The organism is Bacteroides neonati (genome assembly GCF_000499785.1).
Lineage (GTDB): Bacteria > Bacteroidota > Bacteroidia > Bacteroidales > Bacteroidaceae > Bacteroides > Bacteroides neonati.
The window spans coordinates 298,419-323,868 of the sequence record NZ_HG726020.1; the positions used below are offsets into that span (position 1 = coordinate 298,419).

At 41.8% G+C, this 25,450-nt stretch carries 23 protein-coding genes; 16 read left to right on the forward strand and 7 right to left on the reverse strand.

The genetic code is table 11. From position 1 onward, the window contains the following. Positions 1–137: 137 nt before the first annotated feature. From TY03_RS04275 to TY03_RS04290, 4 genes are all read right to left on the reverse strand, one after another. Positions 138–5,585 (reverse strand): N-6 DNA methylase, encoded by a 5,448-nt coding sequence (locus tag TY03_RS04275; RefSeq protein ID WP_074434133.1) that lies wholly within the window; start codon positions 5,583–5,585, stop codon positions 138–140. After that, positions 5,575–6,015: a DUF1896 domain-containing protein gene (locus TY03_RS04280; RefSeq protein WP_042367707.1), complete on the reverse strand. Its 441-nt coding sequence runs from the start codon at positions 6,013–6,015 to the stop codon at positions 5,575–5,577. The genes TY03_RS04275 and TY03_RS04280 overlap by 11 nt, the downstream gene beginning before the upstream one ends. Before the next feature lie 171 nt (positions 6,016–6,186). After that, positions 6,187–8,277, reverse strand: coding sequence for a type IA DNA topoisomerase (locus TY03_RS04285; RefSeq protein ID WP_042367709.1), 2,091 nt, complete (start codon positions 8,275–8,277; stop codon positions 6,187–6,189). 68 nt (positions 8,278–8,345) lie between these two features. Continuing rightward, a complete protein-coding gene (locus tag TY03_RS04290) occupies positions 8,346–9,782 on the reverse strand; it encodes a DUF3945 domain-containing protein (protein WP_042367710.1) in 1,437 nt (478 codons plus the stop codon). A 311-nt stretch (positions 9,783–10,093) separates the two neighbouring features. Between TY03_RS04290 and TY03_RS04295 the strand changes: the two genes are divergently transcribed. The 14 genes from TY03_RS04295 (at position 10,094) to TY03_RS04360 (ending at position 19,857) form a co-directional block, all read left to right on the forward strand. Next, positions 10,094–10,954: an AraC family transcriptional regulator gene (locus TY03_RS04295; RefSeq protein ID WP_042367712.1), complete on the forward strand. Its 861-nt coding sequence runs from the start codon at positions 10,094–10,096 to the stop codon at positions 10,952–10,954. Positions 10,955–11,078: 124 nt separating this feature from the next. Continuing rightward, entirely contained in the window at positions 11,079–11,462 is a 384-nt protein-coding gene (locus tag TY03_RS04300; protein WP_042367713.1) for a nuclear transport factor 2 family protein, read from the forward strand. A gap of 3 nt (positions 11,463–11,465) precedes the next feature. Further along, positions 11,466–12,086, forward strand: coding sequence for a flavodoxin family protein (locus tag TY03_RS04305; RefSeq protein ID WP_042367715.1), 621 nt, complete (start codon positions 11,466–11,468; stop codon positions 12,084–12,086). 7 nt (positions 12,087–12,093) lie between these two features. Then, a complete protein-coding gene (locus TY03_RS04310; RefSeq protein WP_081713042.1) occupies positions 12,094–12,570 on the forward strand; it encodes a nuclear transport factor 2 family protein in 477 nt (158 codons plus the stop codon). 209 nt (positions 12,571–12,779) lie between these two features. Then, positions 12,780–13,388, forward strand: a complete 609-nt coding sequence (locus TY03_RS04315) for a TetR/AcrR family transcriptional regulator (protein ID WP_042367718.1) — start codon at positions 12,780–12,782, stop codon at positions 13,386–13,388. A 63-nt stretch (positions 13,389–13,451) separates the two neighbouring features. Further along, positions 13,452–14,420, forward strand: a complete 969-nt coding sequence (locus tag TY03_RS04320; RefSeq protein WP_230201893.1) for an Acg family FMN-binding oxidoreductase — start codon at positions 13,452–13,454, stop codon at positions 14,418–14,420. Positions 14,421–14,475: 55 nt separating this feature from the next. Next, a complete protein-coding gene (locus TY03_RS04325; protein ID WP_042367719.1) occupies positions 14,476–15,198 on the forward strand; it encodes a hypothetical protein in 723 nt (240 codons plus the stop codon). After that, the gene (locus TY03_RS04330; RefSeq protein WP_042367720.1) at positions 15,195–15,722 is read left to right on the forward strand and encodes a hypothetical protein; all 528 of its coding nucleotides are present in this window, start codon (positions 15,195–15,197) and stop codon (positions 15,720–15,722) included. The genes TY03_RS04325 and TY03_RS04330 overlap by 4 nt, the downstream gene beginning before the upstream one ends. 74 nt (positions 15,723–15,796) lie before the next feature. Then, on the forward strand, positions 15,797–16,327 hold the full coding sequence (locus tag TY03_RS04335; protein ID WP_042367722.1) for a TetR/AcrR family transcriptional regulator: 531 nt from the start codon (positions 15,797–15,799) through the stop codon (positions 16,325–16,327). Between the two features lie 10 nt (positions 16,328–16,337). Further along, positions 16,338–16,796: a DUF2867 domain-containing protein gene (locus TY03_RS04340; RefSeq protein WP_042369136.1), complete on the forward strand. Its 459-nt coding sequence runs from the start codon at positions 16,338–16,340 to the stop codon at positions 16,794–16,796. Between the two features lie 67 nt (positions 16,797–16,863). After that, complete coding sequence (locus tag TY03_RS04345; protein ID WP_042367723.1) at positions 16,864–17,706, forward strand: AraC family transcriptional regulator; 843 nt, start codon at positions 16,864–16,866, stop codon at positions 17,704–17,706. Between the two features lie 20 nt (positions 17,707–17,726). Beyond that, positions 17,727–18,194 carry a hypothetical protein gene (locus TY03_RS04350; RefSeq protein ID WP_042367725.1) on the forward strand — a complete coding sequence of 156 codons (468 nt, stop codon included), beginning with the start codon at positions 17,727–17,729 and terminating at the stop codon, positions 18,192–18,194. A 14-nt stretch (positions 18,195–18,208) separates the two neighbouring features. Then, complete coding sequence (locus tag TY03_RS04355) at positions 18,209–18,976, forward strand: N-acetyltransferase (protein ID WP_042367727.1); 768 nt, start codon at positions 18,209–18,211, stop codon at positions 18,974–18,976. Between the two features lie 26 nt (positions 18,977–19,002). Beyond that, positions 19,003–19,857 (forward strand): RteC domain-containing protein, encoded by an 855-nt coding sequence (locus TY03_RS04360; protein WP_042367730.1) that lies wholly within the window; start codon positions 19,003–19,005, stop codon positions 19,855–19,857. 73 nt (positions 19,858–19,930) lie between these two features. Here TY03_RS04360 and mobC read toward each other — a convergent pair whose 3' ends face one another. Genes mobC through mobA form a run of 3 tightly spaced genes read right to left on the reverse strand, consistent with a single transcriptional unit; the run spans position 19,931 to position 23,609 of the window. Beyond that, on the reverse strand, positions 19,931–21,937 hold the full coding sequence (gene mobC, locus TY03_RS04365; RefSeq protein ID WP_042367732.1) for a conjugal transfer protein MobC: 2,007 nt from the start codon (positions 21,935–21,937) through the stop codon (positions 19,931–19,933). A gap of 11 nt (positions 21,938–21,948) precedes the next feature. After that, a complete protein-coding gene (gene mobB / locus TY03_RS04370) occupies positions 21,949–23,187 on the reverse strand; it encodes a conjugal transfer protein MobB (RefSeq protein WP_042367734.1) in 1,239 nt (412 codons plus the stop codon). Further along, complete coding sequence (mobA, locus tag TY03_RS04375) at positions 23,166–23,609, reverse strand: conjugal transfer protein MobA (RefSeq protein ID WP_042367735.1); 444 nt, start codon at positions 23,607–23,609, stop codon at positions 23,166–23,168. Before mobA ends, mobB begins: the two co-directional genes overlap by 22 nt. A 623-nt stretch (positions 23,610–24,232) precedes the next feature. Between mobA and TY03_RS04380 the strand changes: the two genes are divergently transcribed. Beyond that, a complete protein-coding gene (locus TY03_RS04380) occupies positions 24,233–24,994 on the forward strand; it encodes a ParA family protein (RefSeq protein WP_042367738.1) in 762 nt (253 codons plus the stop codon). A gap of 3 nt (positions 24,995–24,997) precedes the next feature. Further along, positions 24,998–25,432 carry a DUF3408 domain-containing protein gene (locus TY03_RS04385; protein ID WP_042367740.1) on the forward strand — a complete coding sequence of 145 codons (435 nt, stop codon included), beginning with the start codon at positions 24,998–25,000 and terminating at the stop codon, positions 25,430–25,432. The last annotated feature ends 18 nt before the right edge of the window (positions 25,433–25,450 follow it).

The following is a 25,450-nucleotide window of genomic DNA, read 5'->3' on the forward strand; positions in this document are numbered from 1 at the left end:
ATTGCTGTGCTTGTGCTAATATTTTTAATGCAAAACGATTCTGTTTATATGCTTGGGACACTAAACACTCGGTTGCAGAAAATATAAAAATAGAGCCTTGAATGATCAGTCAAATTATTCAAGGGACTATTTTCAGATTACAGTCTAAATCTCGGCTTTGCCTGTTCCTCCTTTGGTGGAGGAATGGTAATAACTGAAACATTATCTCCTACCAGCAGTAGGCTGTCCGTTAAGGAGTGTGTGGTGGCTTGACCAACACTCTCTCCGACCGCATTCGACTGCCCATTGGTTTGAGGTGACTCAATCGAATGGGTATGTAGATTAGTATCGGGAGTAACCGTTGTCGATTCTCCTTGTGCTTCGTCTGAAGTGGAATGTTCGGTAGGCGTTAGTGAAATTTGGATTTTGCGTTCCAATGCCGCTAAATCGGATTTCAGATTTTTCAATTCCTCTTCTTTCTTCCATACGCCACCGACAACCTCCTGCAAGACCGGAATATCTTGTTCCAATTTCTCGTTGGCGGTTTTGTACTGCTCCATATATCTTGGAATACGCTCCAAAGCATTGAGGAAATTCAAAGAGGCAAGTTTCGGATCTGCGGCAATATTACCGTTGTTGTAGGAGTATTTGTACTCGCCACCCACAAAGAAGCGATTTTGTTGAAAATCAAAACCCTCTTTCATCGAAGCCTCCGTTTTCACCAATAGCTGAAAGCCGTAAAGCTCACCGATAATTTTATACTCACCTTTGGTATTAACGGTATCGTTTATTGCTTGCAACTTGGCTCCAATGGCTTTGACATCGGAACTCGTCACACCCTCCAGTTGAATTGGATTGAGCTTGTTACCGTCGACATCTACTTTTGCACGCTGGTTAAAGGTATTCCAATCGGAAGTCATACGGGCAAGTATCTCATTGTTATGGTCAAGTGTCCGTGTGCCCTCCTGTAATTTCCAGACGGAATTACTTTTGTTTTTATTAAATGCTTTACGCTCACTCTCCAATGCCACTACCTTTTTCTCTAATTTGGCTTTATCCAATAGGTCGGTATTCCCTGAAAGGATTGCCATATATTCAGAGAAATTCATACCGCTTTTCTCGTCCATCGTACCCTCGTCAATAGTTCTTGCTCCCATTGCACCACTTTTTAGCTGGGTTATGAATAGTTGCTTGTTGTGGAGCAAATTGAACTTGTAGCTGTCCAATGATTTCTCAACGGCATAGATGATAATATCCACCTTATTATCAGCATATAACTTAGCGATTTCATTGCCTTTGCGAATGGCTCTTCCATCCCGTTGTTGCAGGTCAGAGGGTCGCCACGGTGTGTCCAAATGATGCACCGCAACGGCTCTTTTTTGAGCATTTACACCCGTGCCAAGCATATCAGTAGAGCCAAATATAACACGCACTTTGCCTGCATTCATTGCATCAATTACGGCTCTACGGGCGGTCTCCGTTTTGCACTCCTGTATGAAACGCACCTCTTGCGGTGGAATATGGTAATCCTCTACCAACTTGCGTTTTATCTCTGAATACACGTTCCACTCATTGGGCTTGAATGTACCCAAGTCGGAAAACACAAATTGTGTCCCTTTTTGTGCATCGTACTTCTGATAATACTCCGCAATTTTTGCGGCACAATGTGATGCTTTGTTGTCGGGATGGTCGTCATATTCGCTACGGCTTATCATTCGTAAATCCAACGCCATCTTGCGAGCATAGTCGGTGGCAATAAGCATTTTGGCTTTCTCCTCCGTTTCAGAAAGTGGGGCACGTCCCAAGATGGTGGCATCGCCTGTTTCGGCAAACTTCATTAATTTTTGAATGAACTCTTGCTGCTGGGGCGTGGGTGGGATATTGTGCAAAATCTCACTCTTATCGGGTCTGTCCACACCTACATCGAGAGCTGTACGATAATCGGTTATCTCGTTATAGAATGCCGCCAACTCAGGCACTTTGATAAAGTAGCGAAAACGTTCTTTGTTTACAATTTGGTTGGTAACAGAGAACTCAAAATCGGTGGTTTTCTTAGCAAAGATGGCTGCCCAAGCATCAAACGAGTTGATGTTTTGTCGCTCCAATTCCTTTGGTCGGAGATACTTAAACAGCAGGTAAAGTTCGGTTAAAGAGTTGGATATAGTGGTTCCCGACAAGAATGTAGCCCCTAAATCTTTACCTGTCCTATCTTGAATAGTTCGCAAGGCAAACAACATATTGAGTGCCTTTTGGCTACCATCTTGCGAACCCAACCCTGCAACACGGTCGTGTCGGGTGTTGAACATCAAGTTTTTAAATTTGTGCGATTCGTCCACAAACAGGTGGTCAATACCCATTTGCTTAAAATCCACCACATCATCGGTGCGTTCTTTGATGGAGTGGGCAATCGTCTCCAGCTTTACCTCTAAGTTCTGCTTGCGTTTCTCTAACCCTTTGAGCATCGCACGTGAGACCTCTCGTCCTTGCGAACGTAGCACATCCAAATTCTCCTCGACTGTATCAAGTTCCTTTTGCAGAATGGTTTGTTGCATTTCTGGCGACTGGGGTATCTTGCCGAACTGGTCGTGCGTGAGGATGATAACATCCCACGAGTTGTTTTTGATGTCGTTGAATAGTTTTACACGCTTGTCGGGCGTAAAATCATTCTTGCCCGGATAGAGAATTTTAGCGTTTGGATAGGCTGTTTGAAACGTGTGGGCTATTTCGTGAACATTGGCTTTCAGACCGATAATCATCGGTTTGTTGGCTAGCCCGAGTCGCTTCATTTCATAAGCAGCTACGCACATTATCAGCGTTTTGCCTGTCCCCACCTCGTGATCCGCTATGCCACCACCGTTCTGTTTTAACATCCAAACTGCATCTTTCTGACTCTTGTAGAGGTCGGGAATACCGAGCCGTTTCAAATCCAAATCGGGGAACGATTGGTGAGTGCCATCATAAGTTGGTCGGACAAAGCAATTGAATTTGCGGTTGTACATATCGGTAAGTTTCGATTGAAACTCAGGAGACTGCTCTTGTAACCAATCGGAAAATCCGTTACGGATCTCGTCAATCTTGGAATTGGCAAGTTGTATGGCTTCGCTATCCCTCACTTTCACCTCTTCACCGCCAATCATTATCGTTTTGGTGATGTCGGGAACGGTGTTTACTAAAGCGTGCCCCATCAGAGCGATACCATCATAAGTGCGGTTGCTACCTCTGACCGAAAATTTATCGTAGATATTGGCGTTGCGATAATTGCACTTGACTGAGAAGTCGTCCAGACTTTCAGAATAGGAGATTTTCACCTCCGTATCAAAAAGGTACGAGGCGTAACGGGAATAGAGTCCGGTAGGTATCCAGCGTTCACCGAAATTGAAGTCGAGTTCATCAAAGGAGATGGGACGGGGTGTTGCTTCTTTGAGGGCATTCAAGGCTTCATCTACACGCTCGCTGTGTAGATGGGTATGCAACCACTGCTCAATCTGCTCCGCTTTTTCCACCACATTACCTGCAATAAAACGGTCGGAAATCTCATAATTATCTACCAACGGATTGAAGTAGATGCGTCCTTTCAATTCTTCGACAATCTCATCGGCAGCCGTTCCACTCAAAGATGCCATATATTCGAGATTGACTCTGCCGAATTTATTGAGCGAGGCGGACAAGGCTTCTTCGGGGGTATCAACTTTGGTAATCTCGTTGAGCGAAAAAGCAACGGGGTGGTCGAAAATATCGGCTTTGACAAATTGACCGTTTACCGCTCTTTCCAACGATAATACATCACGTCCCGAAGAATCCATTAGAATGAGTTTGCTATTTTCTCGGCTGTTCAGGTTGCCATAGCGTTTAATGAACTCATCGTAACAAGTGTTCAACTGTTCACGGTTTGACTTATCCTCTTCTTGTTTCTCTGCTTCGTTGGTGTATAGGCGTTGGTAGCTGTCACGAAGCGGAATATAGAGATTGGCTTTTGCTGTTTGAATGGTATTTAGTTCCAACGGCTGAAAGGTTGCTCCATAGTGGTGTATATCTTTTAGGTAGCCAATTTGATTGGTAGTTGATTCAATGACCAATGAACCGTTTTTATGGTGTGGTTCTAATGGCGTTTTCCACTCTCTTGGTTCCATTGAGAGTGGTGCAGGTGGTGGCGTTTTCGGTTCACTCTGCACCGCTGTTGCAGGTTGGTCGAATAACGAACGAGGTTGATTGACAGTAGGCTTGGGGCGATTGGATGCTTTTTTGCTTCGGGTCTGTGAACGCTCTTCAACCGCCATTCCAAACAAATCGTACAGGGTAACAAGTGGTGCTTGTGGCTTTACGACTGGAGTAATCTCTACTTGTGGCGACACAACTGCCGGAGTCTCTGGCTCTGCATCAAAATTCAACGTAGGTTCTACCGATGTTGAAATTACTGGTTCATTAACCGAAGCTACCTTTTGCGGATTGTCTATACCTTTATATAGGTTCAAGTTTAAACGCTCTGCAAAATCGGCTTTGAGCATTTTTGTCATATCCTCTGCCATTGCCGACACACCACCTTCGTGTTTGTAAACCATTGCAGGCTTGCCATAAGGGTCGGTATCGACAGAACTTTTGGTATGTACCACACGAGACAAATCCCCAAAGTAACTATTGGTCATAATACCGTTATCCATCGGGCGAGTCTCGATAAAGGCTCTATCCAATGGGGATAACTCTTGCTTTGCCGTATGCTTTTGAAGGATTATCAAATCGCTACCCACTTCGGTATTGGCACTATCTACAAAAAGATTGTTAGGCAGACGTATAGCAGACACAAGGTTAGTGTTCTCCATTAACATTTGACGTATCGGTTCATTTTGAGGCGAGTTCATTACTCCCTGAGAGGTGATAAACGCCAATATACCACCCTCCCGAACAATATCAAGTCCTTTGACAAAAAAGTAGTTGTGTATTGCTTTTGTTGAGATTCGGTGAGCATAATCGTCGCTCGCCATCATTGCGGAATCGAACACAGCAATATCACCAAATGGAATGTTGGAACTAACCACATCAAAATAGTTGTTATAGTGGGAGTCGATACGCTCGAACCCCTCTACACGCACTTTGTTGTCGGGATAGAGTGCTGTCAGAATTTTACCCGTAAGCAAATCCTTTTCAAAACTCATCACGTCCATAGCTGCGGAACCGGATTGGAAGGCTGAGACAAAAGCCCCCTGACCCGCTGAGGGGTCAAGGAAGCGATTGGGCGTAACTCCGCTGTTACGCAAGGCATCGGCAAGGGCGACTACCACCTCTGTGGGTGTGTAGAACGCTGTTAATATTGAGTTTTTAAGGCTATTTACATAGAGTTTATACTCCTGATCTGTGGTGCAGTTGGTGCGGATCACTCCGTGTAATTCAGCCACCATCGGAAATAGCTCTATATCCGATTTACTCCACACGGATATGTCCGCCAGCGATTTGGCAGGATTAAGAATGCACTTCAATCCACCAAAGCCGCAATAACGCTCCAATACGGCACGCTCGTCGGGTGTAGCTTTTCGGTTTGCTTTTTCAATCTCAAACAAGGTCTTAATTGCCTCGATATTGTCTCTGAGTTTTGCCCTTCGATTAAATGCCATACTCCTCGAAATGAATTAATATAGCACCAGTCAATTCAGTATAGAGCAACTCATATTCAAGTGTATAGGCGAAATCATCTGAAAGTGGATATTTATCAAAGACAACTTTCAGGTGCGGTAACAATCGGATAGCCACCTCACGGGCATCGCCCTGTGGCACTTCATCGGCAAACTCGTTCCAAAGAACATTGACAATAGCATCGTGGCAAGAGAAGTGAAGCCCGGTGTAAAGAACATCATTTGCCATCTCTTCCGCTCCGCTCTGCACATACCCCTCACGCAAAGCGTTCTCGTAGGTGTCGGCTGCAAGATTGGCACGAGCTTCAATAAAAGCGGTATCGTTTAATTTGTCGGGGTGGCTCTCTTTGAGAAACGAGAGCAGGGAGAGTCCATAGTAGGATAGCTCCATCGGTTCATTATTCTGATTCATATATAAAATGGATTTTTAGTGGATGTAATTTTAGCTTTAGAGAGTGCTAAACGAAAAGGCACTCCGGGTATCCCTCCCGAAGTGCCGCCACTAAAAATCCATAGTAAAAACAGAATGAACCATTTATGACTACGTATTTCAGTGGCAAAGATAAGCACTTTCGGATAATTATTATCGTTTTTTCTTGTCGGGAAATAGGAACACAACATTAAACTGTTCATCGAAAGCGAGTGCAGCATCAAATGTTTTGCCTGCTTTGCTCTTGAATCCTTTGATGGTTCCGGTCTTTTGTTTGGTCAGCAATTCGGTGATGTGTTTGTCGGACAATTGTTTTCCGCTCCGCTCTCTAAATACAGTAACGGGACACTCCACATTGCGACATTTTACTACCTTGTCGAAAAACAACATATCGGGCTTACCGCACTTGGGACAGCAACAAGTAGATTTATCGGCTACGGTGATGGAGGTGTTGAGCAGTTCTTCCGTTACCTGTGAGGCGTACACCGTAATTCCCTTGCCAAAGGTGTCGGCACTCATCTCGCCATTCTCAATTTTGGACAGAGCATTCTCCCACATTCCGGTCATCTGTATATCTGCTATCTTCTTACTTTTGACAACATTATAAACCGATAATCCTTTTTCGGTGGGGAGTAGTGATTTCTTATCCCTGCGGATATAATCACGGGCAAAGAGCGTTTCAATAATGGCGGCACGGGTGGCTGGTGTGCCAATCCCTGATTCTTTCATCGCTTGTCGCTCCTCTTCGTTCTCTAACTCTTTCCCGGCACTCTCCATTGCCGATAATAGAGAACTTTCGGTATGTATCGGTTTGGGCTTGGTCTGCTTTTCGAGAAGTTCCAACGATTGGATCTCGCACTCATCACCCTGTTGCAGTGGTGGTAGTTTGGTTGCCTGTTCTTCGCCATCTTCGGTCTTTTCGTCCGAAGATTGAAGAATGCCTCGCCAGCCTAAGTTTTTGATGGTGGTACTCTTGGCGATAAACTCATACTCTCTGGCATCGAAAGTAATGGTGGTAACACTTTTTTGGCAAGCCGATGAAAAGGCTTCCAACAATCGGGCGATTATCAATGTGTATATCTCTTTCTCCTTGTCGGATAGTTCCGATGTCTTGTTATCTGTAATAAGTAGAGCGTGGTGGTCGGTTACTTTGCTATCGTCCACACTGCGATTATTAAGCGGAACTTCCAATAATGTGGTTGCTTGACTTCCAAAAACGGGGTGATTACTCAATGTTCTGATTAAGTCGGGAATTTCGGCAAACACATCTTGTGGAATATAACGACTTCCGGTGCGTGGGTAGGTGATAAACTTCTTCTCGTAGAGCGTTTGAGCGATGGTTAATGTATCTTGTGCCGTGTAACCAAAGCGTTTATTCGCCTCTTTTTGAAGTGCAGTCAGGTCATACAATAGTGGAGCTTGCTCGGTCATCGGTTTTTCTTCGACTTGCTTAACCTTAGCCATTCCACCATTGTAGATACGCTCTGAAATGGGGTCTGCTTCGGCAAGTGTATTGAATTTCTCGCACGAGAGAGCCGTAAAGAGTAGTGAATCGTTATGCTTCAATGTAAGCAACATTTGAACGTAGGTCTGTGGCGTAAATCCTTTATTTTCTTGGTAGCGATTGCAAATCATCATCAGCGTGGGTGTTTGCACCCGTCCCAACGAATATGTGCCATAACCTGCTGCTACGCTCAGGGCTTGCGATGCGTTAATGCCCACCAACCAATCGGCTTCACTTCGGGCTTTGGCGGCTAAGTAGAGATTATCGTACTCATTGCCGTTTTTCAAGTTTGCCAATCCCTCACGGATAGCCTTGTCCGTCAAAGAGTTTATCCAAAGGCGGTTAAAGGGTTTGTTGCACTTCAAATAGTGGTAGATGTATCGGAAGATAAGTTCGCCCTCTCTTCCGGCATCGGTGGCTACAATAATGCTATCGCACTGCTCGAATAGTTTTTTGATGATACTCAATTGCTTGACCGCTCCTGTGTCCGTTTTATATCCTTTGTCGGCTTTCACCTGTCGGACGATGAGTTTAAACGGTTCGGGAGTGATGGGCAGGTGCTCACGGTTGAAACCTACTGCTCCATACTCTTCGGGCATAGCAAGGGAGACTAAATGTCCTAATGCCCACGTTACGGCATATCCGTTACCTTGGATATACCCCTCTTGTTTCTCTTTTGCACCAACAATAGCCGCTATCTCACGGGCTACACTTGGTTTTTCTGCTATAATTACTTTCATACTGTTTTTATTTGGATGATGGATTTTTAGTGGGGGTCATTGCCCATTGATTTTGTTGTTGCCATACGTTATATTTTCACCCCTTTGGATTTCTTCTGCGGCTCCTGTTTTTGCTCCGTTTCTTGCTTCTGCCTTTCGGTGGGTTGCACTTGACCGTTTTTCATAGGGTCGGCAGTATGCTTGGTGGCTTCGTTGGTTTTACCGTCGGAGTTCACCGATACTTGGGTTTTGGCATTGTTGTCGGGAGTAACACCTTGCTTTTTCTGTGGATTCCATTTGAAAAAGTCGAGTTTCTCTCTCTCATTATTAACCTTCACATAGGCGTTGTAGCTTTGCCCCTTCTTGTCAATCATCCCCTTTACGTAGATTACACCGCCCTCTTTCAGGGTGGTTTGCTCTTTCTCCGATAGATCCACACCGCCTAATTTGTTGGGGATGCGGATACCGCCATCACTTTGCCTCTGCCGATTAGTTGGCTCATTGCTTTGTGCCTGCCTTTGTTGTTGTGCCTGTTTAGGGAGGTTGTCAAAACGAAATTCAATACCTCGTTTGTCGGCATTAACCTGTACGGTTGCATTGAAGTTCTTACCGTTTTTGGCTGTCATTCCCTCCAAATAGAGACTTTCGCCATTGGCAAGAGCTGCTTTCTGCTTGTCGTCCAACGTAACACCTTTAATCTCATTGGGGATACGTACCTTGTCGGCACGAAGAGCGACCAACTCATTGGTTAGCTTATCAATACTAATAAATGAGGGAGTGGTTTCGCCGGTTTTCTTATCCACTAAATTAGCTACACGTCCCATATTACCCGTTTTGAGTAAATTCTCCTTATCTTCGGGAGTAAACGAATACCCGAACAGTTCACGTTCCAACTGCGGTTCTTTCTGAATAGCGTGGACAACGGGGATAATACGTCCGTCGGGTGCTTCACGAAAGGATAAGCGAGCTTGCGTGTGCAACGGAACATCATCAATCTTAGGAGAGATAGCAATAAGAGCCGGAGATTTACGCCAGTTGAGCATAGCATCCAATGAATTCGTCTTCTCCAACGTTTCACGGGTTATACCGAATTGCTCCAGCAGTTTCCAATCAACACGACTTTCGTCAATGGGTTTGTACTCCTGTTTAGCCTCTCCTTGCGTTTGTTGCTCAGCCACTTGAAACGGAGTGGTGTCCACTTGGTACTCTTTCAAAAACTCTTTGCCTACATCGCCTTTTTGCGACATCTCCGATAAAATCTGTGCATTGGTTTCAATGTTTTCGGCAGGAACTTTAAAGAATCCGAAATGCGTAGGGTCTTTGGCTTGACGCATAAAGTTCGATAGAAAGTTCTCCAGCACATTACTGTGCTTGTCGAGTTTCAGAAAATCGGGTTCATTCTCCTGCTTGGGAGCCACTGTTTTGGGCTTGCCCTCATTGTCAAGCCCTGTAACGACATTCATCTTGTCGCTACCTTTTTCTTGAACGAGCAAAACGTTCTGCTCATCTTTTGGATTTACGTCCATAACTTCAATTTTTAAGTGATTAAAATAAAAATGGCACACCAAAGTGGTGTACTGTCTGCGAAGTTAGGAGCGTAATAAGTTATATCCTATCCATTTAAGCGATGTGGCTGCACTTGGCTTTGAATGGCTTTGTTTGGCTTGAAGTTAAGGAAATTCACAAATGGTTGTTTTACGAATATATTAAACGGATATATATATCATGGAGTATAGTACTATAAATATGGTCTAATTTGAATTAATATTTGAGCCAAAAAGAAAGATTATTTGCCAAAAATATCACTATCTTTGTCTAAATTACTAAGCTTGTAGGTATGAAAAAGTATATAAAAGTCCCTGCTGAACTCGTTTCTGGCGATTGTTGGGCGAATTCATTAAAGCTGGATGGTTGTTCGGTCATTGAATCGTGCATTCACAGTATGGAAGCACAAGGTACAATGTTTCTCGAAGAGCATCTTCTATTGTTTGTATTAGAGGGGAGAGCTACGTTATACTATGGCAAGCAGACTTATGTCGTAAATAAAAACGAGATGATTTTGCTAAAAAAGGCAACTTCTATCCGCTATGAGAAAGAGGGTAATCCTGATAATGACAATATCTACGATAGTCTAATGTTCTGTATCAAAGATGATTTACTCAAAGAGTTTCTGACAATGAGTAATGTTAAAGTGACACGCCCGGAGGAAGAAATTAAAAATAGTGTCAGCCCGATGAGTAGTTGTTTAGTCGCCTTTGCACACTCGCTTAAACCCTATTTTGATAATCCTGAGTCTATAAACGAAGGACTGCTACGTCTTAAAATAATGGAACTTCTCTACGATGTTTCAGAATGCAGCAAAAATATCTTCCGCCAAATTTTGCAACTTCGCCAACCGGCACGTGCAGATTTGCGCCAAGTGGTGGAACAGCACTATGCTACCCCGGTATCGTTGCCACAATTGGCTTACCTTTCGGGACGTAGCCTGTCGAGCTTCAAACGTGATTTCGTGTCTATTTATAATACATCACCTGCACAGTGGATCAGAGAACAACGTCTTGAAAAAGCCAAAGAGATGATTTTAGAAACAACTTTTTCTGTTACAGACATCTGCTATTCACTTGGTTTTGAGAATTCAACACATTTTTCTCGCATCTTTAAAGATAGATTTGGAAAATCGCCATCACTTTTCCGATAATATGTTGGTCTAAATAGAAATAACATTTGAACTAAACAGAAACTTCGAGTGGACTTAATGGTCGTATCTTTGCATTGTCAAAAGATATGACCATTACTATTTTTAACCCATAAAAGTTTTTGTTATGAGAGCAAACATGAAAGAGTATGCGGCAGTAGAAGCTGCGGCGATGAAATTTGTAAAGAGTGTGGCTGAGGGCAATAGTGCCTATGCCAAAGAATTATTTTGCGATGAAGCGGTTCTGTTCGGCTATCTCGATGGAAAATTAGAGCACGGTTCCATCCAAGCATTTTATGACAATGTAGATTCGGTAGGTGCCGGAAATGATTTTCAGGCACGCATTGATGTGGTTGCTGTTGAAGAGACGTTAGCTGTGGTGCGTGTGCTTGAAGAGAAATGGGGCGGCCGCATTGATTTCACCGATTACTTGCTTCTGTTGAAAATAGATGGTGAGTGGAAATGTGTAGCTAAAGCCTACAATCAGAATTCAGACACCATAAAGAGATAAATTATGAAAGTATTATTGATAAACGGTAGTCCTAATGAACATGGCTGCACCTATACAGCACTGTCAGAAGTGGCAAACACCTTACAAGGACACAACATAACAACAGAAATCTTACATATAGGTAAAAAGGCTATTCCGGGATGTATTGCCTGTATGAAATGTATGGAAACCGGACACTGTTTCCACAATGATAAAGTACAGGAAATTCAAGGGCGATTAGAAGAGTTTGATGCTATTATTCTTGGCTCACCTGTTTATTATAGTGCTCCATCGGGACAGTTAATTGCCTTTTTAAATCGATTATTCTTTGCCACAGAGGGGCGCATGGCGGGCAAACTTGGAGCGGCGGTAGTCTCTTGCCGTAGAGGTGGTGCATCAGCAACATTCGAGCAACTAAACCAGTACTTTACAATCTCCAATATGCCCATTGTTTCATCTCAGTATTGGAATTCAGTACACGGATTCACTCCCGATGATGTCAAGAAAGACAAAGAGGGCTTGCAAACAATGCGAGTACTTGGCGAAAATATGGCATGGTTGCTCAAATGCATTGAATCAGGACGTAAGAATGGGATTTCACTTCCCAAATATGAACCGAGAATAATGACCCATTTTATCCAATAAAAACAATATGACTAAAATTTATTTATTAACCGTTTTGTGTTCCTTATTTTTCATTTCATGCAATTGCAACAATTCATCCAAATGTAATAAGGAATCAGAAGAATGTAAAACAACAAAAAAAGTAGAAACTATGTGTAACGAAAAAGAAAAAAATGATATAGCTCAGACAATCGAGTACTATATCGAAGGTGGTCGTCAGGCTAATAGTAAAATTACGGCAAAGGCTTTCTCTGAGACAGCTACAATGTCATGGTCGGAAAATGGAAGATTGAAAAGTGTTCCAATCAGTGTATTATATGAAATTGTAGATGGCGGCAAACCTGCTTCTGCAAGCTACCAAATCACTGATTGTAATATTGAAAGCAGTATCGCCATTGTCCGTATTGAATCGCAATTTGGAGATGCTAAATATACCGATATGTTTACGTTGGTAAAAGATGGCAGTGAGTGGAAAATTATTAGCAAAATATACCATGCCAAATAACATTGAAGAGCAGCAATAAAATAATCGTTGATGATTGTACCGTGAAATAACAGACTATCTATCCAATTGAAGCCACATCACTTCAATTGGATAGAAGTTAAGAAATTCAGGATTGACATAGTGTTATATCTAATATTTTTCGCTTAATAAATTTGGTTGTTTCCGAAAAGTAACATATCTTTGTTCCCAATTAGAAACATATTCATTTTATGAAAGAGAAAAGCAAGCCCGTAGAAAGAGATAGAGAGGCTACCGAACAACGACTGATTGACACCATCGGTCAGATGGTTGCAGAGCAAGGTTTTGAGAAAATTGGCATTAATGCCGTTGCCGCTCAATCGGGCGTGTCGAAGATATTGATATATCGCTACTTCGGTTCGGTAGAGGGGCTTATGGCAGCTTATATTCGCAAGCACGATTTTTGGCTCAATTTTCCGCTGGAGACTCCCACAAAAGAGGAATTGCCCGATTTTGTAAAAACGATGTTCAAAAATCAGATTGAGCAGCTTCGGAGTAATCCAACACTTAGGATGTTGCATCGTTGGGAGCTATCGTGTAACAATGAGATTATCACCAAACTTCGCCAGCAACGGGAACAGACAGGCTATCGCATTGTCGAGATGGCGAGTCAGTTGATGGGCTATCCAAAGGAAGAGGTAGCGGTGATGGCTTCGGTCGTTACAGCATCAATAACCTATTTGGTTATGTTGGGTGAGTTCTGTCCGGTATTTAACGGCATTCCCATTAATGAGGATGCAGGTTGGGAACAAATGAATGCCGGAATAGATACATTGATAGATAAAGTATTAAGAGCATAGACCGCCCAAGCATCAGAAAGATGTTTTTTTGCCCTAAATGTTCCCGATAAGTAACAATGAAATATGAATAAGACAATGAATCCCGATTTCTTGGAAATAATAAGGTATGCAACGAAAGCTCCGTCGGGACACAACACCCAACCGTGGCGGTTCAGCCTTGCGGAAAACACAATAAGCATCAGACCTAATTTTGAGGTTGCGTTGCCTGTTGTCGATGGTGACAACCGTGAACTCTATATCAGTTTGGGATGTGCAACGGAGAATCAGTTGATTGCCGCTGCTCACTTTGGCTATGAGGCTCATATCGTTCAATGCGACACAGCAGAGATAAAAATAGAACTAACCAAAAGCAACCAAGTAGTCAAAGACAATCTATTTCATCAAATTGAGAGACGGCAGACCAATCGAAGCGTGTACAGCAGCAAGAAAATCGGCAATGAGCAATTGGAAAAGCTACAATCCATATCACCGAGCGAAAACCTCAAAATATATTTTGCCGAGATAGGTTCTCCGCTTGCTGACACGCTTTCGCAGTATATTGCCAAAGGAAACGAGATACAAATGAGCGACAAGGCTTTTCGTGAAGAATTGCTCTCGTGGATGCGTTTTAACGGAAGGCAAGTGAAAGCAACATGCAACGGATTAAGTTATAAAGTATTTGGCAATCCAGCTCTGCCCGACGTGATTGCAAAACTAATCGTCCGCCAGTTTCTAAAACCCAATACGCAAAATAAGGGCGATAGGAAGAAGATTGCTTTTTCATCCCACTTGGTATTATTCACCACAAAGCATAATATAGTCAAAGAGTGGATTGACTTAGGGCGATTGCTCCAACGTTTTTGTCTTACAGTAACCGAATTAGGCATCGCTTCGGCATATTGTAATCAGCCCTGTGAAGTGGTTTCATTGGCAAATGAGTTGCAAAAGACTCTGCCGATTAACGGAGAATATCCAACGCTACTACTCAGAATTGGTTATGCAGACCCTACACCTTATTCTCCACGCAAAAAGATAGAAGAAGTAATAGAATAATTTTTTTGCCCGATATGTTTCCGATAAGTAACAACAATCAATTAATAAAACCAATATGAATAAAATGACATTAGCAGGAATTTGTTTATCGCTTGTATGTCTATGCGGCTGCCAAAAAGAGTTGGTCGAATACAAGCAAGGAGATGTAAAAGTGTACATCGAACAAGGTGAAGAGTGGTTGCACGACTTTCCCTTGTTTATGGGGATTAAGAAGAGAAATCCTCCACAGATTGCCATTTGGATGGAAGACGCCAGTGGAAAGTATCTATCCTCTATTTATGTTACCCACAAAATTGCCACTCAATCGTGGCAGGCAGCAGGTGGTAATCGCAGAAAAGAATCATTGCCGCATTGGTGTTATTCTCGTGGCGAGCTGTATGAAGACGGCTTGTACCTACCTACAAAGAACAAACCACTTACTGACGGCATATCGGGAGCAACACCTAAAAGTGGTTTTGATGTAAAAATACGCCCTGTCGGAAATTTAACTCGGTTTGTGGTTAAGATTGAGATTAACCACTCGACCGACTTCAACGATTTCTATCCTGAATCGGCAAAAGAGGGGGATAGCAACTATACAGGCGGAAAGTTGGGGAGCGGACAACCAGCCCTTGTATATTCGGCTAATGTTGATTTATCATCAGGAGCAAAATCGTTTGAAGCCGTGTTGATTGGACACAGCAGCCCTGATGGTACATCCGGCGATATTTCGGAAGATTTATCGGGAATAACAACCGCCCATAATATTGTTAAACGCATAACCATCAACGTTCAATGAAAAAAATATTTTTGACTTTAATAGTGCTTTTCACTGTTTTCGCAGGAGTAAAAGCACAAGATAACGACCGTTTTTCGTTCGCAACCACTATCGGGACTGGTATTCCGATGAGTACCCCTGCATCCACTCCGTTTGAATGGCAAGTGTTGGGCTACTACAATTGCAATCAACGATTTTCAGCAGGTGTCGGCACGGGTGTTTCCGTTTATGAGAAAGCATTAATCCCACTTTTTGCTGATGTAAAATTCAATATCATAAAGCCCCGAAAATTCACTCCCTATTTGGAATGTGGAGCAGGTTATAGCTTTGCTCCAGACAAAAATGCCAACGGAGGAATCTATTTGAATCCCTCTGTGGGCGTACAATGGGCGGTATGTACAAAAATGAAACTGTTGTTTGCCGTAGGTTATGAAATGCAGAAGTATGAACGTCTCAAAAGCCATAGTAACCAATATTTTGAAGCTGAGTTCAAGGAGCAACTGAACCACAATTCTATTTCAATTAAGATTGGGGTTTTGTTTTAATTGAATTACTTTATTGGTAATTCAGAAAAAGTGATTATTTTTGCATACCGTACTATATGGTATGGTTTTGAATTATGAAGAAAGTAGATAAAGAACAATGGTTTATAGTGGGTCTTGAAGTTTTGGCGAAAGATGGTTTTGCAAGAATCACAATAGATAACCTATGCGGATTACTGCAAATTACCAAAGGTGCGTTTTACCACCATTTCAAAAATATTGATGGTTATATTGATGCTTTGATGAAGTTTTGGCTGGAGGTAAACACCTTTGAGTTTATTCGTGAAGTGGACAAATTGCAAGACACCAAACAGCAATTACAGCAATTGGCAGATATGGCGGCATACGCTTCAATGAGAAACGAAAGTGTAATACGGGCATGGGGCTACTCCAACCCTATTGTGCGGAGTTATGTTTCACAAGCTGACGCTACCCGTTTGGAGTATGCAGCCAAGTTGAATGAAGCTACCGGATTAGATGCAAAACAAGCAATGGATATAGCAGTAATACAATACTCTGTGTTGATTGGTATGCAGCAGGTTTGCTCGGATTTATCGGCAGAGCAGTTTAAAGAGTTGCAGGATGTGGTTCTTAATAAACTCAAATAATAGCATTAAAATGAAAGAGATACCTACAAATAGTCTGCTTGCAAACTATCTACCTGCTGATTACGCAGATAGTTATTCAATAGAAGTACGCAATAAACAGCAGATAACACCCGAAGAGTTTCGCAATTTAGCTTTCAACCAACTCCCCCAATGGATTGATTGGTTAATGAAACTGCGAAATGCGATAGTAAAACCATTGGGGTTAGATACTAACAGCAAATTTACTGATATGGTATGTGCAAGTAGTTACAATGAGGAAATTTTCGGAATGCCCGACAAACATCTGAATTTTCATGTTTCAATGTGGTGCGGTGAACACATTGATGGGAAACAGGAGCTTCGGATTACCACTGTTGTGAAGTATAATAATTGGTTCGGACGATTGTATTTCTTCGTTATCAGGCTGTTTCATGGGATAATTATCCGGTCAATATTGAAAAATATATGCAAAAATAATCACCATAGGTAAAGTTGGCGAGATTGGACAACGCTTGCCCATAGCAAAACGAGTAATTTTACAGCAAATAACTGAATTTATGCGGAATAGTACAGAAAATATATACCAACAAAAGGTCAATCAGGTCATTGATTATATCAGTGCCAATCTACATTTGCCGTTGCAGTTGGATGTAATTGCCAATAAAATAAGTGTATCTCAAAGGCAATTACTCCGTATCATGCGTTCCGCTTTGAATGAATCGCTGTATGCTTATGTGGCAAGGCAACGTATTGAACGGACTGTGCTGTATATGCAAACAGAGAGAATGAGCCTGACTAAACTGGCTGAAATGGTTGGCTATGATAATCCGCAATCTTTTTCTAAGGCATTTAAGAAGCAGTTTGGAATATCCCCCAAAGCATACATAGATGAACTGCAATCCCGATTAGAGGGCTATGTGCAAAGTAGTGGAAATAGAAGTAGTCTTCAATCTGAAGTATGCCATTTTGAAGGATTGGAATTAGCCTACATCCGTATATTTGGCAAGTATGGCGAAACAGAGTCTTACGAAACAGCATGGAACAAATTAATGCTGTTTTTAAAGGACAATCAAGCTCTTACACGTGAAACTCGTTTTATCGGATTGAGTTTCGACGACCCCAATGTAACCAATCATGGGCAATGTAGATTCTATGCTTGTGCATCGGTGCAAAAAAAGATTGCTCCCATCGGGGAGTTTGGAACAATTCAATTAAAGCAAGGCAAGTATGCCGTTTATACTTTAAAGGGGAGTTGTTCAGGGTTGCAAGAGTTGTATAATAATATCAGTGTAAATTTTGAATATACGATTCGGCACGGGATGGCTTTTGAGGAGTATATCAATTACTCAAAGGAGAATTGCGAAGAAGATGTAACAAAGATTTATATACCAATAAAATAGAATAATAAAAATTATAAACTATGAATCATTTAGTCTATTGCGACAACACTGGAAAGAGCGGTGAACGTGTGCTTGATAAAATAATGAACGGTCAAAAAACAATGGTCGTTCGAGGTGCAGCAGGCAGAAAAATTCCGCATAGCAGAGTATTTGAAGGGGAAGTTTTGTACTTTATGGAAAAAGGTACAGCACAAATATCCGCAAAAGCAACCGTTAAAGGTATTCAGAACTTTGTAAAACTCTCGGATGAGCAGATTATAAAAACATTTGAAGATAATCAGAAAAAACTAACACTCACACTAAAACAGCAGGAACGTTGGCATAAGAAGTGCCTCTGCCTTGTGGAGTTTTGCGATGTGGAAGCAATTGCTCCCCCTTTGGCTTTCGATCATCAGGGAAATATGGACGATTGGTTGATAATTGAAAAAATCGAAGACGTGGTTGTCGGTACAAGCATCCCGTATAATTATGAAAAATCGAAGTTTTAGGCACTGTCAAAGTTATGGAGATAAAATACATTACACTCACAAAAGAGAATATAGACACCGAGCATATATGTTGTGCTTTTTCTGACAAGAAGTGTTCGGAGGGCTATGAAATGAAAAAAGCATGGCTGAAAAAAGAGTTTGATAACGGATATGTTTTCAGACGATTGGATGCACGAGCAAAGGTTTTCATAGAGTATGTCCCTGCTGAAAAGGCTTGGATTCCGGTTGATGCTCCGAGATATTTGATGATAAATTGTTTTTGGGTATCGGGACAATATAAAGGTCAAGGGCACGCTAAATCGTTACTTCAATCTGCTATTGAGGATGCAAAAGTACAAGGCAAAAACGGATTGGTTACGGTTGTCGGAACAAAGAAATTTCACTTTATGAGTGATACCAAATGGTTATTAAGTCAAGGATTTGAAACCATAGAGAAGTTGCCGAATGGGTTTTCACTATTGGCGTTGAAAATAAATCCCACCGCTCCCAATCCCTCTTTTAAGGAGAATGTTAAAACTGGCGAATGTGAGCATAAAGAGGGCTTGGTAGTTTACTATACCAACCGCTGTCCGTTTACAGATTATTATGTAAATGGTTCTTTGTGGGTGTTGGCACAAGAAAAGAACATTCCTTTGACGATTATAAAACTGGAGACAATGGAGCAAGCACAGGCATGCCCATCTCCTGCCACTATATTTTCTGCATTCTACAATGGGCAATTCCTCACAACCGATATGAGTATGTGCGTCGAATCCCGATTTGGGAAAATACTGAATCTATAATCATATTAAGACAATGGGAATAATCTATGAATAGTATTTACAGCAAAATATCCCAGCAAGCAGACGACATCGTTTATAGTAAAACCGATGCGGAGGATTGGGAACTATCTCTAAGCGAGATTGAAGAACTCATCAACACATTACAACCGCTCTTCGAGGAACTCAGAAAAGCGGTTGTAGATACTGACTTTGAAAACGAAGCAGAAGAAATTCTCTTTTTCAAAGAGGTTAAGGCTAACGTCCTTTCTAAGCTCATCTATTTCAAAGAAGTTTACGCAATTGAAATAGGTAAGCCCATTGTTAGCTATGCTATGCAACACGAGCATTTTATGGAGAAAGCCCGTAAGTTGAAACTATTTTTTGATGACAACTTGGACTTTTACCAGTACTACCGTTCAAAAGCTACTTATTTTGATAAGCAATATTTCCTTAGAGGACATTTTGATTTTAAGCTCTGTTTAGGCTGCATAAATTATGATCGAGACCCTCAGTTTTCCACTTGTTACGACCATAAGGTGGCTATGATACTTTGTAATGAGATGCTTCGTATTTATGTGAATAAAAAACTGCATAGTTTGGAACGTATAGAGCAGATAGAAAAATCAAGAAAAGATTTACCTGTACATCCATTCACTTGGACAGATCCCAAAAACGCTGCGGTGGAGTTGGGTTATGCCATCTATGCTAAGGGTTCTCTGAATAATGGGAATGTCGATATTAAAGAGATAATGACCTACTTGGAGTCTTCATTCAATATAGATTTGGGGGATTATTATCGTACTTATCTCTCTCTGAAAGGACGAAAGAGAGGGCAAACCCTTTTCTTAGATAGCCTGAAAGAGGCATTAATCAAAAAGATGAATGATGATGACAGATTATAAAACGGCTAACTATCTCGAAAGAAAATAGCGACAAACTCCTGAACACAAAGGAATTTGTCGCTATTTTTTTAGTTTAATCTGCTTTTATGAGATGTTGCAGAGCTGGGTCATTCTTTATTCTTTCAATCTCAGTTTTAACAATTTCGGCTACGTCCAATTTTATGCGGCGGTAATTGTCGTCGATTGTCTGTTTCATTTTATCTTCTCCATCAGCATCTATAAATGAAGCCACAGCGGGTATCGGTTCGTAGGCTTTGGTCTCGGCAGCTACTTTGGCGTTATCAACCACTATCTCAGCATGAAAAATCTTCTGCTCAATACGCTCGTCGAAATTGTCGCTTACCGCTCCCACAAACATACCTTGCGTAAGATTGGAGATTTTACTTGGGGGTATCAAGCTATCCATCTGGGTAGATATGGAGGTAGATTTGTCGTTGCGATTGATGGTCATTGATTGGCGTTTTTGGAGCACCTTCCCAAAACGTTCAGAGAGTGTTTTGGCGGTTTCGCCTACCACTTGACCACTGAAAATATTACCAACCGTGTTCATCACAACCTTTGATTCTTTATCACCATAATCACGGTTCAACTGGCTGAAATCTTGAAAGCCCAAACAGACAGCCACTTTGTTGCTTCGAGCGGTAGCAATCAAGTTATCTAATCCTCTAAAATAGATAGTCGGCAACTCATCTATAATTACAGAACTTTTCAATTGCCCCTTTTTGTTTATCAGTTTAACGATACGAGAGTTATAGAGTCCTAATGCTGCCGAATAGATATTCTGGCGGTCGGGATTATTCCCCACGCATAATATCTTTGGTTCTGCCGGATTATTAATATCCAGTGAGAAGTCGTTACCTGTCATCACCCAATACAACTGTGGCGAAATCATCCTTGACAATGGTATTTTGGCACTTGCGATTTGCCCCATTAATTGATCAGCCGCTCCACCTTGCCAAGCATCCATAAAAGGAGACAGATAATTTTCAAGCTCTGAGTAAGAGGTTAGAATCGGGAAAATATCCTCGTACCGTTTACATAGAAATTCAATAGCGTGCGGAAAGGTACAATACTTGCCGTTTTCATAGATTTTCAAATACCAAATAATACTCGCCAGCAGGATGATAGGCGATTCAACGAAGAAATCCCCTTGCTTCTGTATCCAAGTTTTGTTCAAATTTAGCATTATAGTATAAGCTGATTCGTAAGCATCGGATATATCGGTCATAAATTCCGGATTAATGGGGTTGCATCGGTGGCTACCTCGTGGGTCGTCAAAGTTTATCACATAGAATTTGGGCACAACCTTATAGGCATCTTGATGATTTTTCAAATGGTTGTACACGATGGTTGATAAATCGGGGTACTTGAAATCATAACAGTAGAGACTAAAGCCCTTCTCAATCTGCTGCTTGATGTAATTATTTACCACTGCATAGGACTTACCGGAACCGGGTGTACCCAATACGATACTTGCCCTAAACGGATTCACAACATTTATCCAGCCGTTGTGCTGCTTCTTGGCATACCAAAATTTTGTAGGCAGATTGACAGAATATTCATTTTCCATCAGGCGTGTCTCCTGCATAAATGATTCGTTTTCGTTATTGAAAACATCTTCCATTAGATTACTCTTCAGTAATCTACTCATATAAAGTCCTGCCATCAACAGACAAATATAACCGACTGTCATTGTAAAGATATAAAGTGCGGTGTTGGCCACAAGCGGTAACGGTAGTGCCAATATCCACCAATTGAGGAAAAAGAATACGAAACCAGTAGCGAGAAAGGTGTTGATTTTCGTCCACGTTATTTTTTCCTCTTTCACTCCTTTTGTTCCCAGACACGAGAGTGCCAAGAGCACCACACAAAACAGTTTTGTCCATACGATGGATGAAAACAATCCTGCCGTTCGCTGAAAATTCATCAGCATTTTATCCACCACACCTATATTGATTCCCCATAATTGGATTGCCTCATAACAGTACCAATAGATATTGATTACTACGAATAATATACTTACAGCTCGCATAAAATCCATGATTTTTGCCAAGCCTCTTAAATCATCTTCTTGTTGCATAATTCTTTATTTTAAAATTTACGTTGTTGTTTCTTTTTCTTCTTTTTTAGTTTGCGGATAAATGCCTCCTCTTGCGGATCTGTTCCACCACTCTCCATTGAGAATAGGTCAAGTGCTCCATCCACCAAACCATCATTATTCCGTATCGGCTCATAGCTATGCCCATTCTGTACGGCAATTTCTGTGGTTGGCGTTGTCTCACCGGAGTGAAGTGTATTAAACCGCTCCTCAAAAGCATTAGCGGAGTACTCTTTGCCCAATCGGGAACCATTAAGCACGCACCCATTGTTGTGGTCAATAAAGGTTACACCATAGATACGACCTGCATCATTCTCTCGAAATAGTACATCAATGTGTTGATTAGACAGCTCCTTCGTGAACATTTCCCGACTGGGATTACCTCCGATAGCAGAGATTATCCGCTGACGTGTCTGTTCTCGTAACCGCTTATCCTTTATCTCAACTTTAGATTTATCAATACGTTCATTGACTACATTATAGCCGACTGATTTCCCGAACAGAGACGATTTTAGCGGATTCCCCACCTTATTCCCATTGTCATCGGTAGCAGAATAGACCAATCCGTTATAGGGCTTGCCACGCACCTCGCCTTTGACCTCCACCACATTGATATTATAGAGCGACAACAATGCCCGATACTCGTTAAAACTCTGAAAGCGGTAACGGGAGGCAAGCGGTTTAATCACGTTGGCGATTTGCATTTTGATATTCCCATTGTCTGGATTTACCTTTTTGAAATCAAATACCTGTCCCTGCTTTTTCTTTTCGGCAGGGTGCAAACCATATTTTTGCTCCAGTTCACGAGTGATGCTTTTACTTTTGAAAAAGTTGTTGCTATCGGCAATCTTTCGCCCTGTCTCATCTACCTGAGTCGATACGATATGGATGTGATGTCTTTGAATATCTTCGTGCTTATAGACGATATATGGCTGGTTACCATATCCCATTTTTTGCATATACTCCTCTGCGATAGCGGTTAATTGTTCATCGGTGAGTATATCGTCTGGATGCGGATTGAGTGAGATATGCAGGATGGGTTTCTCCGTCTTGATGTCTTGCGGAAGTTGGCGGTTAAAATCCTCCATACAGCTATGTATATTAAATTTCCCATCTTCTCGTTCCGTCATTTTATTGGAACAGAGTACGTGCCCTTCGCCCTCATCAATCTTGTTTTGATTATAGGCAAGTGCACCAAAAAGTGAGTTACCTACACTGATTTTTGCAACCATCTGCGTTCAAACTCATGGGTTAATGCAATAATCTGACGATTGGTTTCCACCAATTCTAAGGTCAGTTTCTCCAATTTATAGACAAACGCAAGAGCCTTTTTCTCCGAAAAATGGGTGTGCAGCTCCTTTGTTACTTGGTTGTAATTTACTCCAATGCTCCGAAATTGTCCATACAAAGTGGTTAGCCGAGTGTAATAATCGACTGCATTTTTGTCGATTTTAATCACCTTAAACTCTTCATTAAAAATGCGGGCAACAATAAAATGTGCCTTTGTCTGCATTCCCGATAGCTCAAAGAGCGACAGAAATTTTGCGTGTTCCACCGCATTAAACCGTACCGTGTAGCGAAATACGGCAGGATCTTTCTTTGGGGTTCGTCCCCCTCGGCTTCGCTTGGAAGCCATTTCTTTCTCTTTTGTCATTACTAATTGGATTTTTAGTGGTTACACAAGTTCTGCTCATCGAGCCATTCATCGAAACTTATCCTAAGAACACCAACTTCGGCGGTGTTCTGCCCTCCGCTAAGGAGCAAGGGTTTTGAGATGCCGAAAGAATTGAGAGCGGCTCAAAACATACCTTGCTATTATCTGGTGATAATAAAATCCGTCTTGAAGACGGATGGCGTTAGAAAAATGAAAATCAATGAATGCTCTTTGATAACTAATCTTGTTCGGGTGCAAAGTTAGGGCGTATTAGAATGCTGTAGCATAGGTAGGTATGAGCCATACGGAGCCATTCAGAGCCAAATGGAGCCACATTTCAAAAGGCGTTGTTTTTTGCTATTTATTTGTGGCGGAATTAGTTTTCTGACAGACTTTCAAGTCGGCTATTTAACCGATAGACTACCTATATATAAGGTAGGTTGAATAGTCAGCAAGCAAGTCGGATAGCTAAGATGCCAGTTTATAAGTAAACTATCTTACAAGTAAACTGACTGCATAACTGATAAGCTGAATAGCAAAATTACAGGTAGGTAATCCAGCTTGAATGTCAGCAAACAGGTAATAATAATGGTAAGTAAACTAACAAGTAATATTAAAGAAGAATGAAAAAAGAGACATTGTTTATCGCTTTCTCCACACAGAAAGGTGGAGTTGGCAAAACCACGTTCACCGTATTGGCTGCCAGTTATCTGCATTATGTCAAAGGGTATAATGTGGCGGTGGTGGATTGTGACTATCCGCAACACAGTATTCAGCAGATGCGAAAACGAGATGGCGAAATGGCTGACACGGATATGGAGTATCGCCGTATGGCTTACACCCAGTTCAAACAAATGGGCAAAACGGTATATCCTATTATTACAGCATCTCCCGATAATGCCATTGAAAAGGTTAATGAGTTTTTAGAGAATGACGACCGAGAATTTGATGTGATTTTCTTCGACTTGCCCGGTACGGTCAATAGTCAAGGGGTGTTGAACTCTCTATCCAATATGGATTATATATTTACGCCCATCATCTCCGACCTCTTGGTGCTGCAAAGTAGTCTCTCCTTTGTACTATCGGTACACGAGCTATTGGTTATTGATCCCAAATTCCGACTGAAAGGGGTATATGTATTTTGGAATATGGTGGATGGCAGGGAGAAAACCGACCTGTACGAGATTTATGAGAAATCCATCAATGAGTTTGGATTTCCTCTGCTGAAAACATTCGTACCTGACACCAAGCGGTATAAAAAAGAGTTGAGCAAAGAGGGTAAAGCTGTTTTTCGCTCCACCTTATTTCCGGCAGATAAGAAACTTCTTAGGGGAAGTAATCTCGAAGAGTTGCTAATCGAAATTGCTCACATTATCAATCTGTAACCTATGGCAAAGCAAAACAATAGCCCGAAAGTGGATGAGAATTTTATGAAAGAACTCATCTCGCAAGGCTTTCCAATGAAAAAGGAGAAGCCTGCCACGGTTCTGCAACCGGAGATTGAGCCTGAATTACAACCCACTATTCAAGAACAGGAACCCAAGTCCCCAGCCAGTAAGCCTCGTGAACCCAAAAAGAGAAAAGAACAACAGGAGGAGTCATTCGTGGAGCTGTTTTTTGAAAAGGTGGACTTCTCAAACAGGCAAATGACCACCATTACACGGGAGACCCATCAAAAATTGACCGATATAGTCAATTCATTGGGTGGGAAAAATGCCACCATCGGAAGCTATATCGAAAACATCATCCGCAAGCATTTTGAAAACTACAAGGATGAGATAAATGCTCTATATGCCACTCAATTTAAAAGCCCACTCGAATGATAAACACCATACTGATAA